This is a genomic window from Paenibacillus sp. MMS20-IR301 (assembly GCF_032302195.1).
GTDB lineage: Bacteria > Bacillota > Bacilli > Paenibacillales > Paenibacillaceae > Paenibacillus_AQ.
This window is the reverse complement of the sequence record NZ_CP135275.1, coordinates 2,877,176-2,896,583: the sequence shown is the minus strand read 5'-3', so window position 1 is coordinate 2,896,583 and position 19,408 is coordinate 2,877,176. Positions and strand designations below refer to the sequence as shown.

At 43.0% G+C, this 19,408-nt stretch carries 14 protein-coding genes; 12 read left to right on the top strand and 2 right to left on the bottom strand.

What is annotated here, in order from left to right:
* Positions 1-134: 134 nt before the first annotated feature.
* Entirely contained in the window at positions 135-3,917 is a 3,783-nt protein-coding gene (locus LOS79_RS12835; RefSeq protein WP_397386756.1) for an LAGLIDADG family homing endonuclease, read from the top strand.
* A gap of 911 nt (positions 3,918-4,828) precedes the next feature.
* On the opposite strand, the gene LOS79_RS12830 is transcribed toward LOS79_RS12835, so the two are convergent.
* On the bottom strand, positions 4,829-5,323 hold the full coding sequence (locus LOS79_RS12830) for an arsinothricin resistance N-acetyltransferase ArsN1 family A (protein WP_315422182.1): 495 nt from the start codon (positions 5,321-5,323) through the stop codon (positions 4,829-4,831).
* A 133-nt stretch (positions 5,324-5,456) separates the two neighbouring features.
* Here LOS79_RS12830 and LOS79_RS12825 point away from each other — a divergent pair, with 133 nt between their 5' ends.
* The 6 genes from LOS79_RS12825 (at position 5,457) to LOS79_RS12800 (ending at position 11,357) form a co-directional block, all read left to right on the top strand.
* Positions 5,457-5,903, top strand: a complete 447-nt coding sequence (locus LOS79_RS12825) for a MarR family winged helix-turn-helix transcriptional regulator (RefSeq protein WP_315420205.1) — start codon at positions 5,457-5,459, stop codon at positions 5,901-5,903.
* A gap of 243 nt (positions 5,904-6,146) precedes the next feature.
* On the top strand, positions 6,147-8,486 hold the full coding sequence (gene gshAB, locus LOS79_RS12820; RefSeq protein WP_315420203.1) for a bifunctional glutamate--cysteine ligase GshA/glutathione synthetase GshB: 2,340 nt from the start codon (positions 6,147-6,149) through the stop codon (positions 8,484-8,486).
* Between the two features lie 216 nt (positions 8,487-8,702).
* Positions 8,703-9,035, top strand: coding sequence for an ArsR/SmtB family transcription factor (locus LOS79_RS12815; protein WP_315420201.1), 333 nt, complete (start codon positions 8,703-8,705; stop codon positions 9,033-9,035).
* Entirely contained in the window at positions 9,032-10,447 is a 1,416-nt protein-coding gene (locus tag LOS79_RS12810) for an arsenic transporter (RefSeq protein ID WP_315420199.1), read from the top strand. Before LOS79_RS12815 ends, LOS79_RS12810 begins: the two co-directional genes overlap by 4 nt.
* A 36-nt stretch (positions 10,448-10,483) precedes the next feature.
* On the top strand, positions 10,484-10,909 hold the full coding sequence (arsC, locus tag LOS79_RS12805; protein WP_315420197.1) for an arsenate reductase (thioredoxin): 426 nt from the start codon (positions 10,484-10,486) through the stop codon (positions 10,907-10,909).
* 1 nt (position 10,910) lies between these two features.
* A complete protein-coding gene (locus LOS79_RS12800; RefSeq protein WP_315420195.1) occupies positions 10,911-11,357 on the top strand; it encodes a protein-tyrosine phosphatase family protein in 447 nt (148 codons plus the stop codon).
* Between the two features lie 47 nt (positions 11,358-11,404).
* Here the strand turns inward: LOS79_RS12800 and LOS79_RS12795 are convergent, their stop codons facing one another.
* Positions 11,405-11,737 carry a GIY-YIG nuclease family protein gene (locus LOS79_RS12795; protein WP_315422180.1) on the bottom strand — a complete coding sequence of 111 codons (333 nt, stop codon included), beginning with the start codon at positions 11,735-11,737 and terminating at the stop codon, positions 11,405-11,407.
* A 144-nt stretch (positions 11,738-11,881) separates the two neighbouring features.
* On the opposite strand from LOS79_RS12795, the gene LOS79_RS12790 reads away from it, so the two are divergent.
* The 5 genes from LOS79_RS12790 (at position 11,882) to LOS79_RS12770 (ending at position 19,379) form a co-directional block, all read left to right on the top strand.
* Positions 11,882-13,744 (top strand): TniQ family protein, encoded by a 1,863-nt coding sequence (locus LOS79_RS12790; RefSeq protein ID WP_315420192.1) that lies wholly within the window; start codon positions 11,882-11,884, stop codon positions 13,742-13,744.
* An 88-nt stretch (positions 13,745-13,832) separates the two neighbouring features.
* A complete protein-coding gene (locus tag LOS79_RS12785) occupies positions 13,833-14,480 on the top strand; it encodes a hypothetical protein (RefSeq protein ID WP_315420190.1) in 648 nt (215 codons plus the stop codon).
* A gap of 161 nt (positions 14,481-14,641) precedes the next feature.
* A complete protein-coding gene (locus LOS79_RS12780) occupies positions 14,642-16,444 on the top strand; it encodes a TniQ family protein (RefSeq protein WP_315420187.1) in 1,803 nt (600 codons plus the stop codon).
* Positions 16,445-16,465: 21 nt separating this feature from the next.
* Positions 16,466-18,472, top strand: coding sequence for a Mu transposase C-terminal domain-containing protein (locus LOS79_RS12775; RefSeq protein WP_315420184.1), 2,007 nt, complete (start codon positions 16,466-16,468; stop codon positions 18,470-18,472).
* Positions 18,456-19,379, top strand: coding sequence for a TniB family NTP-binding protein (locus LOS79_RS12770; RefSeq protein WP_315420181.1), 924 nt, complete (start codon positions 18,456-18,458; stop codon positions 19,377-19,379). The genes LOS79_RS12775 and LOS79_RS12770 overlap by 17 nt, the downstream gene beginning before the upstream one ends.
* Positions 19,380-19,408 lie beyond the last annotated feature (29 nt).

Genomic DNA, 19,408 nt, shown 5'->3' with positions numbered 1-19,408 from the left:
ATTGACAAGAGGAACTTCCGCTGTTCTTGCAGAAGCCGCTGCAGCCGGCGGGAAGTTGTTGTTGTGGGTCACAAAAATGAAGCCCACACCAAGGAACGGGATCTACATTAATACTTATCCGGGAGGTTTTTTTATTGGGAAGAGTGGAAGGCAAGCAGCGTCTTGAAGGTCTGAGCGAGAAAATATTTCTGGACCGTTATGCCTGGAAGGATGCGGACAGTAACAATGCCAAGGTTGGCGATGTCGTGCTGGTCCTGACCAAGGATGATCCGAAGTTCCCGACCAAGGAGGTCGGCGAGATTGTAGAGCGTACAGGCCGGATTGTTACGGTGCGGACCCGCAGCGGCGAGCTCGTGCAGTCGGATGTGGAGAAGCTGACGCTGAACATTGAGAAGACTCCGGAGGAAATGTGGGACCGGCTGTCGGCGGCAATGGCCTCGGTAGAGAAGACCCCTGAGCTGCAGGCAGAGTGGACAAGCAGGTTCCGCTCGATTCTGGATGACTGGAAGCTCGTACCGGGCGGCCGGATTGCTGCCGGGGCAGGGGCGAGCGAGGAGCTTACGCTGTTCAACTGCTATGTTATTCCTTCGCCAAAAGACAGCCGCGGCGGCATCATGCAGACACTCTCCGAAATGACCGAAATCATGGCCCGCGGCGGCGGTGTCGGGATTAACCTGTCTTCGCTGCGCCCGCGCCGGGCGATTGTCCGGGGAGTAAACGGATCATCCAGCGGCTCTGTATCCTGGGGCGGCCTCTTCAGCTATACCACCGGACTGATTGAGCAGGGCGGCAGCCGCAGAGGTGCGCTGATGCTGATGATCAATGACTGGCATCCGGATGTGCTTGATTTCATTACCGTGAAGCAGACAATGGGGCAGGTCACGAATGCCAACCTGTCGGTATGCGTGAGCAACGGCTTCATGAAGGCGGTTAAGGAGGATCTCGACTGGGAGCTGGTCTTCCCTGATACAACTGATCCGGACTACGATACCATCTGGGACGGGGATCTGGAGAAATGGAAAGCCGATGGACGCCGCGTCATTCCTTACCGTACCGTCAAGGCCCGCGATGTATGGCATACGATTATTGAATCGGCCTGGAAATCGGCTGAGCCGGGCGTAGTGTTCATGGAATACTACAACCAGATGTCGAACAGCTGGTATTTCAATCCGATTATTTGTACTAATCCGTGCTTCCACCCGGATACGCGGATCGCGACTGAATATGGACTCCTTACTATAGAACAGCTGTACAAGAAGACAGCAGGAGAATCTTTCCTTGTCGGCACAGACTTGCGGCTGGTTGAAGCAGCGAAGGTAGTAGGCGGTAGAAGCTATGAAGTTCCGGGACTGCAGATGAGACGGGCTACAGTGTTCCCGACCGGAACCAGAGAGACTTTGAAGATTTCCCTGCAAAATGGCGTTGAAATATCCGTCACCCCTGAGCATCGTTTGTATACCGATTCCGGCTGGAAAGAGGCCCATGCTTTAACTGCTGACGACCGTGTATATCTGCAGTCCGGTGAAGGCAGCTTCGCGGCTGAAGATACACTTGGACAGCAGTGGGGCTGGTTCCTGGGCTGGCTTACTGGCGACGGATGGGTGTCCGGGCGCGGTGATATCGGCATGGTGTTTGGTGAAGCGGACAGCGAAGTGATTCCGGCGCTGATTGCTGCCGGGGAGAGCATTACAGGTGTGACCGCTAAGGTGTTTGACCGCAGCAACGGTACCAAGCAGGCATACTGGTGGCGTAAGTCTTTCCGTGAACAGCTTGAGGCACTGGGTGTTAAGGCGGTTAAAGCTGCCGGCAAAGAGGTTCCGGCCGCTCTCTATACGGCTTCACGTGAGACAGTTACAGCTTTCCTGCAAGGATTATTCTCGGCAGACGGTACGGTATATGAGAATGACGAGATGCACCGCACGGTCCGGCTGACATCCGCATCGAAGAAGCTTTTGCAAGGTGTACAGTTGCTGCTGCTCAATTTCGGAATCAACAGCTCCATCTATAATCGTGAGAAGAAAGCTCAGGCGTTGTTCTCTTACACGACCATAAACGGGGAAGAACGCAGCTATGCGGGCGGCGGATTTTATGAGCTGATTATAAGCGGCAACAATATTGTAGAGTTCAAGGAGAAGATCGGCTTCAAGCTGCTTACCAGAAAACAGGAAGCCCTGGAGCGGATCGCCAGACCTTCACGCAAAACGGAGAAATTCATGTCACGGGTCGTGGGAATTGAACCAGGCGAGACTGTAACGGTATACGATATTACTGAGCCTGTAACGCACTCGCTGATTGCAGGTGGTGTAGTCGCTCATAACTGCGGGGAACAAGGACTTCCGGGCTGGGGCGTATGCAATCTCTCCGCTGTGAACCTCTCCAAGTTCTACGATGCGGAGAATCATGATGTAGACTGGGCGGACCTGGCCACAACCACCCGTTATTCCGTACGTTTCCTGGATAATGTTATCGACAAGACACCTTATCATTTCCCGGAAAATGAAGCGAACCAGAAGCTCGAGCGCCGTGTAGGCCTGGGCACTATGGGTCTGGCTGAGCTGATGATCAAGCTGAATATCCGTTACGGCAGCCCGGAATCCCTGGAATTCCTGGACAAGCTCTATGGCTTCATGGCCCGCGAGGCGTATCTGGCTTCAGCTGAGATCGCCGGCGAGAAGGGCTCGTTCCAGGCATTTGATGCCGAACAATATCTGCAGAGCGGATTCATGCGCAATATTGCTGAGGTATATCCGGAGGTCGGTAATTCCATCCGTGAGCTCGGCATGCGCAATGTTACCGTGATTACCCAGGCACCAACAGGCAGCACAGGAACGATGGTCGGCACCTCGACCGGGATCGAGCCGTACTTCGCCTTCAAATATTACCGCCAGAGCCGTCTCGGCTATGACGAGCAGTTCGTTCCGATTGCAGAGGAGTGGCTGGAAGCCCATCCGGGTGAAGAGCTGCCGGAGTACTTCGTGACTTCGATGGATTTGTCCGCCAAGGATCATATCCGCGCACAGGCGGCGATTCAGCGCTGGGTAGACAGCTCCATCTCCAAGACCGCGAACTGCCCGTCCGACTTCACGATAGAGGAAACCGCCGAGCTGTACGAAATGGCCTTCGATCTGGGCTGCAAAGGCGTAACCATCTACCGTGACGGCAGCCGCGATGTGCAGGTGCTGGAAACGGCGAAGAAGGAAGAGAAGAAGGAGACACTGGCTGAGGTTGAAACCGTTGAGGCTAAGAACGCTGAACCGGTAGCGGCTGAGCCTGTTACTGTGGCGGCAGTGCCTGCTGCGCAGCCTGCGGCCAGCGGTGTGGACAAGCAATACAAGAAACGCCCGCAGGTGCTGCGCGGCGCTACGTACAAGATCAACACGCCGTTCGGAATGGCGTATATCACCATTAATGACCTGGACGGCATTCCGGCCGAAATCTTCCTGAATGTCGGCAAAGCCGGCTCCGACGTCTTCGCCATGGCCGAAGCGCTGGGCCGGGTCTGCTCGCTGTTCCTGCGCTACGGCGACCACGGTGAGAAGGTCGGCCTGCTGATCAAGCATCTCAAGGGCATCGGCGGCTCCGGCGCCATCGGCTTCGGCGCGAACCGTGTCGAGTCTATCGCCGACGCGGTGGCGAAGGCCCTCGAAACTCATGTGCTGAATAATGCACATGACGATCATGCGGCCGCTCCGATCGCGGCCACGCTGGAGCTGGAGGATTTCACCGAGGCGCTGAACGCCGAGCTGAAAGCGAGTGTTCCGGCCGCGGCTCAGGCCGATGCCGAGCATGGCGGCCATAGCGCTCATAGCCACGCTACAGCTTCGCGGGATCTCTGCCCATCCTGCGGCAGTGCATCGCTGATTAATATTGAAGGGTGCAAGACATGTGGGAATTGCGGGTATAGCCGGTGTGGTTGAGATGGAATGTGAAATGAAATAAATGCGAGCAAAAAGTCCCGATAAGGATTTTCTTATTGTTATCCTTCAAAAGGTTTGCAAAAGTGAAAATAAAGTTTGGGAATTTTAGCTGGTTAAACCCTTGTGATGACTAGGTTTGTTGATTTAAGTGTTAAAAATAATTTTCAAACCACTGAAATTTAATCGGTTTTGAAAACATGCTTTTTAATAAAGTTTGAAAAAGCTTGTTTTCATTCTTTAAGTTTGGAAATGCTTAAGCCGAAATCACAGAGTTTGAAAAAGATCGACATTAATCCGACTCGAAATTCACTAAATATGAAAAAGAATGACGTATTATTTTCTGAAAAATTGAAAAAGATCTACCAAAACGAAGCGTTACTCTTACGCTTTGTTTTTTTATGCCGTTCCGCATCAAAAGGCAATAAAAAAATACGCCCCGGTCAAAGGCGTATTTTTGTAATAAGCATATATATGTTGAACTTATTTATTTCGATGCACTTTACAAAGCAAAAGTTAAAGGGGAAAGATTGAAGAATCTAACCCCTCGTGACAATTCATGTGAAAATTCGTGTGACATTTCATTTGACAAATCATGTGGCATAAACCTTGTATGACATTGTGTTTGTAATATGTTATAAAGTTAACTCTTATTTTTTAATTGTCAACTTATTCGAAAAATTAAATGTTAGTTGGGTTTTTGTTCATAATCCACAAACATTAAACAATTTAATAATACATCACTGTTATTCTTTAGTTCAACAAATGAAAAATCCTCTTCCATATAGTATATTCTCATTCTAATGACCTATGTATGAATTGTATTATTCGACATCTTACCTAGTTATTCCTGCGACAATTATCGAAAGGAAGATGTAAATTACGATTATAGCAACAGATCATGAGTTTCCAATCTACAGCAACTTCTCCATCGCCATCACATCTATAAACGCACCGTCCAAGATACCTTGATTCTGAAATATTCCAACTTCCCGATATCCAGCTCTATGATATAAGCCTTGTCCTAGATTGTTGAATGGAAAAGTGAATAGAACAAATTTATAAAATTTATTTTCTTTGCCGACAGTCTCTAATTTTTGAAGCAATTGTCTGCCTATTCCTTTGCCGCGATGGTTGCGATGAATATAGATGGAAAGGTCACCGACACCATCATAAGCGCTTCTGGGACTATACGGATTGATGGAAGCCCATCCAATCACTTGATGATCCTGCTCGGCTACAAGTACCGCGTACCGCTCCTGATGTTTGTCAAACCACTGGTTCATATATACCTCATCTTTTAATTCGGATTCCAATGTGGCGATCCGATCCTCAATTCCTTGATTATAGATATGTAATATTTCGCTTAGATCAGATGCTGTAGCTGGTCGTACTAAAAACATCATCATCACTCCTATAATTTGTCCTATATCGCTTTTATATCACATCTTGATTTGATATGGGAAGGGCTAAAAAAATTTCAAAACAATTATTTGCGTTTTGCAAATAATTGAGGTATAAATAATTCAAGGGGTGAAAGAAGTGGAAAACCTAAGAGAAATATTTCAAATCATGACGCGACGGTTTGGGCTATTAGATAAAAATTGTTGCGTCGCAGGGGGAGTGGATATTTCCCTGGTGCAGAGTCATATTATTTATGAAATTGATCGCAAACATAATCCATCCATTCAGCAGGTGGCGGATGGACTTGCAATGGATATCACCACATTTAGTCGCCAGGTTCAAAGCCTTGTGAAAATGGGGCTAGTTCAGAAGACTCCGCTTCCGGAAGACCGTAGAATTTATATTTTAAACTTAACAACGCAAGGAAAATATATTGCTACAGTCATCGATAAACAGATGAATGACTATTTAATAGAAGTGTTCTCGCATATGTCTGAGTTTGAGCGGGACATGGTCATTAACGCAATCAAACTGCTTAACTCCAGTATGGAGAAGTCAAGTGTATGTTGTACACCACTGGGATAGTTACTATCCCTTTAACTAAGTCATATATTTGCAATTTGCAAATAATATTGAGGAGAAGAAGCATAATGAGATGTATTCCTGCAAACCAAACGATCTGTTGTAGACGCCAGTAAAAAAAATGTATTACCTGTTGCAATTATTGGAACGGGACCGCTGGGTTTGGCGGCAGCAGCAATGGAAAATAGATAGGTTGAAAGTTCTAATAACCGTGATTTTACACAAATAAGAAGGAAGGTCCGACATATGAATTTATTAAATCGTGAAATCATAAAACAAATTATTGATAATTCGTTAAATAAGGATCTGTTTCGAGGTCAATTTGGTTTGGAGAAAGAGAATGTTAGGGTAGATCATGAGGGAAAATTGGCGCTGACCCCACATCCAAAGGCGTTTGGGAGTAAAACGGAGAATCCCTATATCCAAACAGATTTTTCAGAGAGCCAAATCGAGATGATTACCCCAGCCTTTGATTCGATTGAAGAGACCTATCAGTTCATGGAAGCTTTACAGGACATTGTGACATTAGAGCTTGAAGGTGAATATCTGTGGACAAGTAGTAATCCGCCGATCTTACCCGAAGAACAAAAGATCCCGATTGCAAAGATGAATGATCCGATTGCTGATGAGTATCGTCATGAACTAGCAGATAAGTATGGTCGCAAAAGACAACTGCTAAGTGGAATCCATTATAATTTCTCGTTTGATGAACGGTTCTTACGAAAGCTACATGAAACGATAAGCAAGGGGGAAGCTTACAAAGACTTCAAGGATGCCATTTACTTTAGGATTGCACACAACCTGCTTCGGTACCGTTGGTTGCTTATTTATCTCACAGGGGCAAGTCCAGTCTTTGACAAAACCTATATCCAAGAGTGTGTGTCATTAAGCAATTCAGATGATAACAAGAGTCACTATTTCCCTAAGATGAATTCGCTTCGGAATAGTGTATGTGGTTATCGGAATAAAAAACCATTCTATGTATCCTTTGATTCGATACATGACTACGTACAGGATTTGAACACACTAATTCAGAAAGATGAATTGCTGAATGCAAAGGAATTCTACAATCCCGTTCGGTTGAAAACAGCCAAAGGGTTGAATCCATTAAAAGAACTTGTGGAAGATGGTGTGGCGTACTTAGAGCTGCGCTTGATTGATCTCAACCCACTGCATAAGATTGGGATCAGTAAAGAAACGATGAAGTTTATCCATCTGTTCATTCTTTTTATGCTGCTCAAAGAAGATGAGCTTTTTTGTACGGAAGACCAGAAGATGGCGGACCTCAATCATGATCAAGTGATCACTGAGGGCATTGATGGTATCTTAAATGATTCTCAGGGCTCCCGTGGCACGATGAAGGAGATGGCGGTTGCTTGTATCCGTGAGATGCAAGAAATGGTGCAACTCCTTAATCCTGATGGGGAAGAATTCTTCCAACTCCTTGATGGAGAAATGCAAAAAATCCTTCATCCTGAGTTGGGTTTTGCCTATAAAATTAAGTCGGAAATTCAGAAATCCACTTACATGAAATATCATTTGGCTAAAGCTAAAGTTTATGCCGAGGATAGCGAAAAAAATGGGTATCGCTTTGTTGGATATGAAGATTTAGAACTATCAACACAATTGCTTCTAAAGGCAGCCGTGAAACGTGGGGTTAAGTTCAAACTAATTGACCGTCATGAGAACTTCGTCCTGCTTACAAAGGGAGATCATACGGAATATGTAAAGCAGGCTACCAAGACGTCGCTTGATTCCTACAGTACGGTACTGATCATGGAGAATAAAGTTGTGACAAAAGAAGTTCTTAAAGAACGTGGTATTCGTGTACCCAATGGAGATGCTTTCCACAGTCAGGAAGAGGCATTGGCTGCCTATGAGATGTACCGTGACAAAACTATTGTCATTAAACCAAAGTCCACCAACTTTGGTTTGGGTATTACCATCTTTAATCGTGCATTCTCCAAGGAAGACTATCGAAAAGCATTTGAAATGGCGTTTAAGCATGATCAGACGGTTCTGCTAGAAGAATTCATGACAGGTAAAGAGTATCGATTCATGGTCATGGGTGATGAGGTTGTGGGGATACTGCATCGCGTACCAGCCAATGTCATGGGTGATGGAATTCACACGATTGAGCAACTCGTCTACGAAAAGAATAAAGATCCGCTTCGGGGTCGCGGTTATAAGACACCTTTAGAAAAGATTCAGCTAGGTGAAGCAGAAACCATATTCTTAAAGAATCATAACCATCAATGGAGTGAGGTCCCTACGTTAGGTCAAGTCGTTTATTTACGGGAAAACTCCAATATCAGTACAGGTGGAGACAGCCTTGACTTTACCGATGACATTCCAGAGAGCTATAAGACATTAGCCATTGAATCAGCAAAGGCTGCAGGAGCTACCTTCTGTGGAGTGGACATGATGATAGATGATATTACATCTGAAGCAGCCGGATCCAATTATAGTATTATTGAGATCAACTTTAATCCAGCCATTCATATCCACTGCTATCCATACAAGGGGAAAAACCGCAAGGCGGATGAAAAAATTCTCGACTTGCTGTTTGGAAAAGTGGAAAGTTAACTAAAAATAAGACGGGAAAATGCAGGTTGTCAGAACGGTAAGACCATATGGATATGTTAACACTATAAATAATAAGAGCCTTGGGTAATAAGCCTAAGGCTGTTTTCACGTTTTCAATACCTTTGTATATTTGTCATTGATTATATAAGTGATTAATTATATAATTATGTCATTAAATGTTGAACTCAATATGATGAATGACAGGAGGAGCTACATATGGAACAAAAGATACAAGAAATGGCAGATACCTATAAATTATTAGCCGATAAAACGCGGCTGACAATTGTGGCACTGCTTAAAGAGCAGGAACTTTGTGTCTGCGACATCACCGATGTTATTGGTATGTCACAGCCCAATGCCAGCCAACATCTGCGAAAATTAAAGTCAGCTGGTCTTCTCAGCGAAAGGAAAAAAGGACAGTGGGTATATTATTCGTTAAATCCAGCAGCGGAGTCCTATGTACAGTGTATTTATGAACACTTGCCGTCAATGAAAAGCAAAATAGTCTGTCTTAATAACGATTGCTGTAGTCCACAGGAGGAAGTATGACAGTCATTGCAGTTTTAATTTTCTTACTGACACTCACCTTTGTGATCTGGCAACCCAAGGGGCTAAACATTGGATGGTCGGCTTCTGCAGGCGCTATTCTCGCGCTTCTCTTTGGAGTCGTTAGCTTCTCTGACGTAGGTACGGTTACAGGGATTGTATGGAATGCTACCCTTGCTTTTGTCGCCATTATCTTGATTTCGCTTATTTTGGATGAAATCGGCTTTTTTGAATGGGCAGCACTGTACATGGCAAGGCTCGCCAGAGGCAATGGCAAGCTGATGTTCGTTTACGTCGTTCTTCTTGGCGCGGCAGTAGCAGCTTTTTTTGCCAATGACGGTGCCGCGCTCATCTTAACGCCAATCGTGCTAGCCATGGTGCGAGCACTCAAGTTCGATCAGAAAATGATTCTGCCTTTTATTATGGCAAGTGGTTTTATTGCAGATACGGCATCACTTCCGCTTGTCGTCAGTAACCTTGTAAATATCGTGTCTGCTGATTATTTCGGTATCGGCTTTGTCGAATATGCCAGCCGGATGATCATTCCGAACTTTTTTTCACTGCTGGCGAGTCTTATTGTCTTGTTTATCTTCTTCCGTAAAAGTATTCCGAGTAACTATGACTTAAAGCAGCTTAAAAAACCGGCAGAAGCGATTAAGGACAAACGGCTGTTCCAAATTTCGTGGATCATCTTAGCTGTCTTGCTTGTTGCCTACCTGGTCAGCCAATTTATAAAGGTTCCGGTTTCTGTGATTGCTGGTGTGGTTGCCGTCCTCTTTATTTTGGCAGCACGTAAAAGTCCAGCCATTCAAACATGGAAGCTGGTTAAAGGGGCTCCATGGGCAGTTGTTATCTTCTCCATTGGTATGTATGTCGTTGTCTACGGTCTTCGTAATGTGGGGCTGACAGATGAGTTGGGCAGATTTATCGAGACTATTTCTGAACAAGGGCTGTATGCCTCAACGATGGGAATGGGTTTTTTAGCCGCTATATTGTCGTCGATTATGAACAATATGCCGACGGTTATGATTAATGCTCTTGCCATTCAAGGAACAGATGCGCAAGGGATAATACGGGAGTCTCTCGTGTATGCCAATGTGATCGGCAGTGACTTGGGTCCCAAAATCACGCCGATCGGATCGCTGGCTACCTTATTGTGGCTTCATGTATTGTCACGCAAGGATATTAAAATTACATGGGGCAGTTACTTTAAAACCGGTATTTTACTCACGGTTCCGACATTGTTTATTACGTTAACAGGCTTGTATATCTGGCTATACGTTATCGATTCATTAAACATGAATGTTTGGGTTTTAATTGCTGCTGTAACTATTGCGCTTGTGGTAATTGCTTGGCTAATCAAAGCTCTGGTTAGCTCAAAAATGGGTAAGGCTGCTTACCAGAAGAGACGTTAAAATTAACCAGAATGAAAATAAAGGAGATCGTTAATCATGAACAACAAACCACTCGTTTACTTCTTGTGTACCGGAAACTCTTGCAGGAGCCAAATTGCTGATGGATTTTTGAAAGCACTTGGAAGTGATAAATTTGAAGTGAAAAGTGCAGGTCTAGAGGCACACGGGTTAAATCCACGTGCTGTTCAAACGATGAAAGAAGCAGGAATTGATATTTCAAATCACACTTCTGATGTCATCGACCCTGAAATTTTAAAGGAAGCTGATTACATCATCACGCTTTGCGGTCATGCCAACGATAATTGTCCGGTCGTCCGTAACGACAAAGCAGAAAGATGGCACTGGGGTTTTGATGATCCAGCTAAAGCGACCGGTACAGAAGAAGAGATTACAGCAAAATTTGCTGAAGTTCGTGATTCGATTAAAAACCGAATTGAGCAATTTTTGAAAGAAGGTAAGTAAGATGCAAAATGGCGAAAATAAGTACCATGCACTCATTGACGACAAGATCTTCATGGGCGGGGCTGCCGATGTAGAAGCAATGGTCATCAATGAAGGTGTTGAAATTATCGTGGACCTGAGAGAAGAAGCAACGGAGTGTGCGTATCCGTCGGATCACGTACGCTGGGTGAAGATTCCGCTTGATGATAATACCCAAGAAACGGAAGCGAATCTTTTTAAACAAGCCATTGATGAGGTAGTTAGTGCATACAATGAGGGCAAAAAAGTTGCCTTTCACTGTGGTGGAGGCAAGGGGAGAACAGGGACCGTTGCTGCTGGAACCATATTAGAACTAGGACTTGCTGATACATTCGAAGAAGCTGAAGCGAAAGCTAAAGGTATTAGACAAGTCATTAACATTAAACCCATGCAAAAGGAATTATTAAAACAAATATACGCAAGATCATAACATGAAGAAACGAAAGAAAGGCATCCATCAAAATGGATGCCTTTCTTTTATTCGGCGACCTTTTCCAGACACTCAATTTTCAATACAAAGTCTTCATTTTTATGGGCTTGCCTGTTTGTGTTATAGCCGTATTCTTTTCGTGTTGCTTTTGTTAAGTCTAACCAGTATCTTTCACATTTGTTTAAGAAAGAAACATCAGCGGCATCCTCGCATTCAAAAAGAATAACAAACTTGAACTGATCTTCACCAAACTTGTCCCATTCTTTCTGTAAACCAACATTCTTATGTGTTCCGGCACGCAGTTGGCTCCAATTTGATGCTTTTCGTGAATATAAATTTCCCGACCCAATGAAAACTTTCTGATTAACCTGATTCAATATGGCGAATACGCCGATTCTGAATGGTATTAAATTTGTTTTTATAGTATCACCTCAACACTAGTATATAAGCGTTTGCTTATATATATGACTGTTAAACGATATATTTTCTGATTTCTTGGCTAAAATGTAGATTAGGAGGTTTTTGTGAATCAGATACCTTGGATTTTTCCAAATGAGAGTTTGTCTAGTTATTTACAAAGATTATTACGAGCTAATGGTCACTTTAATGTAAGCATCATGGCGGATGATTTGTCCATTTCTGTCGCTGATATTAATAATAACGACTTCACTATGGATGCCATTAAGCTAGTTGCTGATATTACAGGATTTGATATTCAAGAGCTTGTTTCGATGAGTTCCCATGGATTTAAAACGTCCATGGGTGCCAATGCATACGAGAAGATAGCTTTCAGAAATAAAGCTAAATATTGTCCTATTTGTATTCAACAAGATCATTATTATAAGTCAATTTGGACCCTGTATCCGGTCGCAGTTTGCCTTGAGCATGAAACGTTACTGATCGAAGAATGCCAATTCTGCTTCAGAGACTTGAGCATGAATACGTTTATGGATGGCTACTGTCTGCATTGCGGATTTGAATATAAATATGCTGCCCTACAATTAGTAAATCGGGATTCTCTGCTTTTTCAAGCCCAGTTGGAATTACAAAGGTTAATTGAAGAAGGGGAATGTTCATTATTTGGTAATCTGTCGCTTGCTAATTATTTGCAACTAAGCAGCCGTAGTATGTTTATCATTGAAGGTCTTACTCGCCATACCGATTATAAAAAGCCTGTAGTGGGTTTCTATAATAAAGAAGGTAGAGATAAAACTACCGAAAACAGCGCACATGCATACGCAAGTGTCCATTTTATGTATGAAGCATTTCCAAACCATTTCATACAGGTTCTTGACGCTTTTCAAAAGAAAGATCCAAGTATAAAATATATGCAAAAACCCGAATTTGAAAAGCTTTTGTGGCGACCTGAATTTAAAGTTATCAAAAAAGCTTACCAAACCTATTGGGTCAATCAAGCTGATAGTGGTAACGTTCGGGCTGACTTTTCGGTATTTAAGGAAGAGCCATCTCTTTTAGGAAAGAGGACTCACCTTTCTAGAGAAGAGGTAAAAAACAAATATGGTCTCACATACGAAAAAATCAATTCATTAAACCGTTATGGTGCTCTTCAAACAAAAATCATTCCAAAACAAAAGATTAATCGCTATCGTATTGAAAAGAAAATACTTGAAGCAACGGTGAAACAAATGAAGTGTTTTGTTACAAGATCCGAAGCAGCTAAGATGCTGGGTTTTCAACGCGACACTGTCTCAAAGCTCATTTCAGCTGGTATACTTCGGCTTAGTCGGTCACCTGATGGATCCAATAAGCTTTTAAGAGATGAAGTCAACAATTTGATAAGCCGCTGCCGGAACAAAATGGTGCCGTTTAAAAGCCCAACTATGATATCCTTTGATAAGGCATTTGAAAAATATAATCATTGTGGTCTCTCGTTTGCCCTTTTAATCGAATTTACTTTAAAGAATGATTTAAAAACGATGAGCTATGGCAATACGGGAACACTTAAAGATGTATATTACGATGAAAATGATCTTATTTTACGTATGAAGCAGATCAAAAAGGAAAACCAAACTAAAAATGGTTATTTTATGACTGATTTGCAGGAGATTTTTCGTGTTGGGGAGAAGACAATATGGACGATGGCAACCCATCATATATTGACTCCAGACAAAGTCATTACGTTAAAGGACGGTCGTAAACAATATGTGTACGACAAGGAGAAAGTTGACGTTTTTAAACAAAATCATCTCACAATAAGTGAAGCTGCCATGCAGTTTGGTATCTCAGATGCCACTATACGCAGATGGCTGGTAATTGGGCGGCTTAAAGATGTAATGATGGGGCTTTCTAAAAGCAAATTAATTAACGTGGATCAGTTGAGAGAAGCATTATCAATAAAATCTCATCATAATCAAAAAACATCTTAGAGAGATTGACATGTATTTGAATGTCAATTTCTTTTTGTTTTTACATAGACAAGATTTAATAAATGACAATTAATTGGAGGTTATAAATATGCGCGATGAAGTCTTGAAACCCGATGGGAAATTTGAAACTCAAAGCGGTGAACATCTTTATTACGAAGTGCAACGCAAAGATACATCTGGGAATCTTCGGGACTGGATCTGTGTAGAGTCCAATGTATTCCGGGAAGTTATGGGAAAGCAGATCCGTTTAGAAGAAAAAGATCATGACAGTCCTCCAATTATGGAGTTGAAAAGACGTGATGCAGATAATAAGATTCGAAGCCAAATTGCCATCAACCTCGAAGCGGCAATTGCAAAACGTATTAAAAGAGGGCATAAGACCGAATATCTTATGGAAATTGCAGAGGATTATGGCTATCCCGATGTTCGATCATTACAAAATGTATTGAATGTGGCAAGCCCAACATCACTAACTGCGGAGGATATCCTTTATTTTGAAAAGCAGAAAGGGATTCACCGTGACGAGATATTGGGCGTAACGGTTCGGAAAGGTCTTTCCAATATTCGAGGTTTTCAACGTATTTATGATGTCATCAAGGAAGATCCTGAGCTCCGGAATTCGGTCAATGAGTTACTGCGTGTTATTCATGATACGCTAACAGGGTGTAGCGGAATGGAAGCTGAACGTCGTTGTAATGACATCACGGCGAAGATTAAAGCAACATCATGGACGTAAATTATTTACATATTAGTATTTTATAAAAACAAAACAAACCCGCCTGGCTCTAGGCGGGTTTGTTTTGTTTTCTTTTTCATTTCAATTGTCAACTGAAAAACCTTTTCCTAATTGATTTAAAGTTAGGTCAAGTTTTACTTTCGTTTACCATTTAAAAAACCATGTTTGGATCCAAATATTGGGTCCATACTCTAAGGGAGCGATGCGAAATCAGCTTTGATTTATGCACACTGCCGAAAGAAGGGGAAAGCATATATAGTTTCCTCTTCCGAATAGCGACGGTTGAAAACGTATATACCAGTTTGCAGTTTCTGCTTGATAACGTGAACCATTCTACGGTGTACTCATGCAATTTAAATTTCTGTAAAGCTTCTGGGGTACAGAAAAAGCTTGCTGAAATTGTACAACAAGGGGGACTCTTTCCTGAAAAGCTGACACTGAATCAGTTTGAGAAGCTTTTTTTCGATAAACCACCGAACAAAAGGGATCTTGAGCTTTTCTTTTACCAAAAGCGGGTTAAATATTGCCCACAGTGTATGAGAGAAGATCCATTCCATCGGTTGCAATGGGATATTGCAAATGTGACAGTCTGCCTAGAACATGAACTGTTGTTACTTGAACGATGTACGTCGTGTCAAAAAACAACGTCCATCTTTGACTTGATGGCTGGTCACTGCCGATGCGGTACCTTTATTGAAGATACTCAAAGCGAAACTGTGTTATCTGCGATGGTAATGGAGGCTCAGCGAATTACGCAATCACTGATCGCTGGAAACACAACAGAAATGGAATTGAATGCGGGTTCGAATATAAATGCACGCGACTATTTCCGTTTGGTTCACTTGTTTTCATCGCTGCTCCATCATTTCGATGGAAATCACCTTGTATTCAAACACTTTCCCATATTAGGTGAGAGTGCAAATTATCTGCTTAAAGGAGGTGAAGAAAGAGATGTTCAGATGATTACTGCTGTTCACACGGCAGCGTATTTTCTGTTATCAACTCCAGACGAATGCTTTAACGAAGTGGTAAGAACGCTTGAAGAAATGACAACATTTCCAGAGAAGCGCTTCATCTACAAGCGCAGGTTACTGCGGAAAATTATAGATTTCCCAGCGCTCGAAGATCATCAAAGCTTGTACGACGAATATTTGAGGAATCTTACTTACGTCTATCCAAGACGGAAAAATGAGATTACCATCCCGGATTCCAACTATTACACACTTCAGGAGACACTTGAAAAGCTTTCTATCACGTACAAACAATGTATGCATCTTATTGAGGCTGGATTCTTAAAAGGACATCAGCGTCCACGCACAGTTCGCAAGAACATGATGTTTACGAAGAGTGATGTAGATGCGTGGTCGTTGAAAAGGAAGTCCCTTCTGACCTCAGAACAGGTGGCGAAGGCATTAGGCATTCACCGATTACAGGTTTGGAAGCTTGCTGACGCAGGTTTACTGCCAGCACTCCGCGGACCCAAAGTGGATGGGTTTCAAAAGCGTCTTTTTGAACCAGAAACAGTTGCAGCATTTCTTCAAAATGTGACGACAGGAACTGTTGTAATGGTAAAGCCATCACCCGAGTGGAAATCATTTCACGAATCGTTGCTGCATTTACACAACAGCGGGTTCAACGCCATTGAACTCACTCAATTAATTCTAACCGGCAGGATCAAAACAGCGGTTGCATCCAAAGAACTATCGCTTAGCGGGATTTTTCTTCACAAAAGGGATGTTCAAAAGCTGATTGCAGAAGCACGACAAAAGCGCATTGACGAAATTGGGTATACCGTAAAAGAAATTTCTTCGATGCTAAATGTGGGGCAACGCAAAGTTCAAAGATGGATTGACGACGGTGCAATAGATGTCGCACGCAAAATACCAAAAGGTAAAAGTTTTTCGCAGTACGTTAAAAAAAGCGATGTGGAAAATTTGATGTACTCGCAAGCAAATGTACATTGATAAACCCAAGGAGGAATTAAAATGGAAATTGAGTTGGGTACCGGTATACAGTTTATGTTGAATGATGATCACTGTGAGATAAAAAAAGAAACGACACCGGATCAATACATTGTTACCAATGTCTCGAAAGACCAAATCTTTCGTATCTCTCGGAAGGAGATTATCAAACAGTACGAAAATGGGGTGCTTGTATTTGCTCCTAATCAATCGTTGATTCCGACTCCATCAGAGGAATGGATTGAACAGCAAAAAATCGTCGATTTCGAGTCGTTGCCAAAAGAGTACAAAGATAAGGCAGCATGGCGATTAAAGGTCATTAAGCCTCTACTCAGCATAAAAGCAGAGAAGATGCAAAAACATTTTGTCGCTCGTGCAAAAGAAATGGAGCCACTTAGAGTTAAAAAAAGTGAGCATATCTCAGCTAACACGATACGACGTTGGTACGATGCTTATATCGCAAGCAACTGCGATATTATCTCTCTGGTTCCAGGGCATATAGAATCAGGTCGCGGTACAAGGCTTTCTTCTGATGTGGAGGCGCTTGTTTACGATATCATTACAAAGAAGAGGAAAGAAGAATCAACAGTGGATTCTCTTACAAAAGAGGTCCAAAATACCATAGAATTATATAATTCTCGCCGATTGGAAACGGACCGACTTAAATGTCCGTCAAGTTCTACAATCCGCCGACGCATCCTGGATTTAGATCCTTTCGAACGACTGAAAAATTCGCATGGATTTAAGTACGCCTACGAAAAGGAAGGAAAGGTCACACTTCGCCCAAAACCAGAAAAACCATTGGATAGGGTGGAAGTTGACCATACCAAACTTGATCTTATTGTCGTTGACGAGAAAACTCGGCTCCCAATTGGAAGACCATGGATCACTATTCTTATCGACTGTGCGACTGGATACATTTTAGGTACTCATATTGGTTTTGATCCACCATCCTATGTATCCGTAATGCTTGCGCTGAAGCATGCTTTTTCTACAAAAAGCTACATGACAGAAAAGTATCCCGATTTAGAACCGTGGTTAGCTCATGGCAAGCCTAAGCTGCTCGTTTTGGATAATGGAAAGGAATTTCGAAGCCAATCTTTAAAGGACGCATGCTTGCAAATGGGGATCGAGATTTATTATTGCCCTCCCAGACGTCCGTGGTACAAAGGTGCGGTAGAAAGATTCTTCCGGACGCTTAATTCAAAGCTCCTCCATCAGTTACCAGGGACAACCTTCTCTAACATCTTGGAGAAAAAAAAGAGGGAATATGACCCTCAAAAAAACGCAGTAGTCGGTTATGAAACGTTTATTAAGATCTTTCATAGATGGGTCATTGAGGAATACGCTCATGACTGGCACACTGGTGTTAAAGGGAGACCACATGATCTATGGCAGGATTATTTGAATAAACATGGTCACCCTTCACTTGTGATCCAGCCGCAATGGGAAATAATCCTGGGCAAGCTCAAAAGAGGATTGTCCATACAGCGTACAGGAATTCGTCACCAGTACCTGTTCTATCAGTCGGATGAGCTCCAGGCACTTAAAAAAAATCTGAAGAAGGGGACGATACAAAAAACGGTGAAAATCGATATTAAATACGATCCTACGGATATGTCGAAAATCTTCGTATATGACCCGATAAATGGAAAATACATTACAATCCCGTGTATTAACCAGGAATATTCGAAGGGTTTAAGCGAGTATACCCACGGTGTGATTGTTGCACAATTGCGCGAAAAGCAAAAGGAGGTAGTAAACGGCAAGCAAAGAGTGAAAAAATCCCAAATGACACTAGAGAGGCTTAAACAAGAAAAAAGCACGCTACAGGATGATCTCGCAAATGAAACGAAGGTAACACACTCTGCCCAACAACGGATGAAAAACAAGGGCATGGACAAGGTGGTTTCAAGTGAAGAAGGTACAACAAGAACTCGCCCATCTGCGATTATCGTCGAGTTGACAAAAACACAACCAAAATCCAAGGGGAATACAAAATGGGGGTCATACAATGCAAGCACCAAGTGATGTAATGAGTGCTGAGGATAAAATTCGTTATGTGGATGGTATCCGCGTTATGTATCCAGCCTTCACCGAGATACTTGAATTGATGGAACAGACCCATCTAGAAGGGCAGGGAGTCAATCAACCGTTGTCAATGTTGATCTATGGACCTCCAGGGTCTGGTAAAACCACACTTATGGAGGCGTATTTAGCCAATAAACAAAGAAAGGAGATGACACAGTCCATTTGGGGTAAAGCGGAGAGCAAGTCGATACTCACCGTCGAAATTCCAAGTCCAGCTAGGTATACTTCAGTAACGGAGAAATTGCTCAAACAAATTGGTGACCGGTATTTTTCAAGGGGCACCCCTAGTCAGAAAGTAGATAGGTTAGGGGAACTCATTAAGAAAAATAACATACAGTTGATCATGGCTGACGAATTTCAGCACTTTTTAGACGCTGAGAAACCCGGAGGTGCGATAACAGTTTCCAATTGGTTTAAATCGTTTCTTAATACCGTGCGAGTACCTATTATTTTGTTTGGCTTGTCAACGTCGACGGAGGTGTTGGAGGTGAATGAGCAGTTGGGCAGAAGAATGCCTGTTCAAAAAGAGCTGAAGCCATTTAAACGAGATAATGAATACATTGATTTTCTTCAAGACATTGAAGAACAGTTATCCAATGTATTCGATAGGCAGTCCCACCTGACAGATCCAGATATTTGCGATGCGATATTTTATGCTTCGGATGGGGTGCTGGACTCAATAATGATGCTAATTCGTCGTGCTGCTAGAAACGCAATTGAAAAAAATGCAGAACGTATTGAAAAGGTTGACTTTGCAGCCGCATTCGAAAGATATGCGCATCTATGGAAAAATGGGAAAGGAACGAAGGAAATCAATCCGTTTCTCATCGAAAATTTTGCGATATAAAAGTTCTGGCATCTACTCGATGCCAGAAC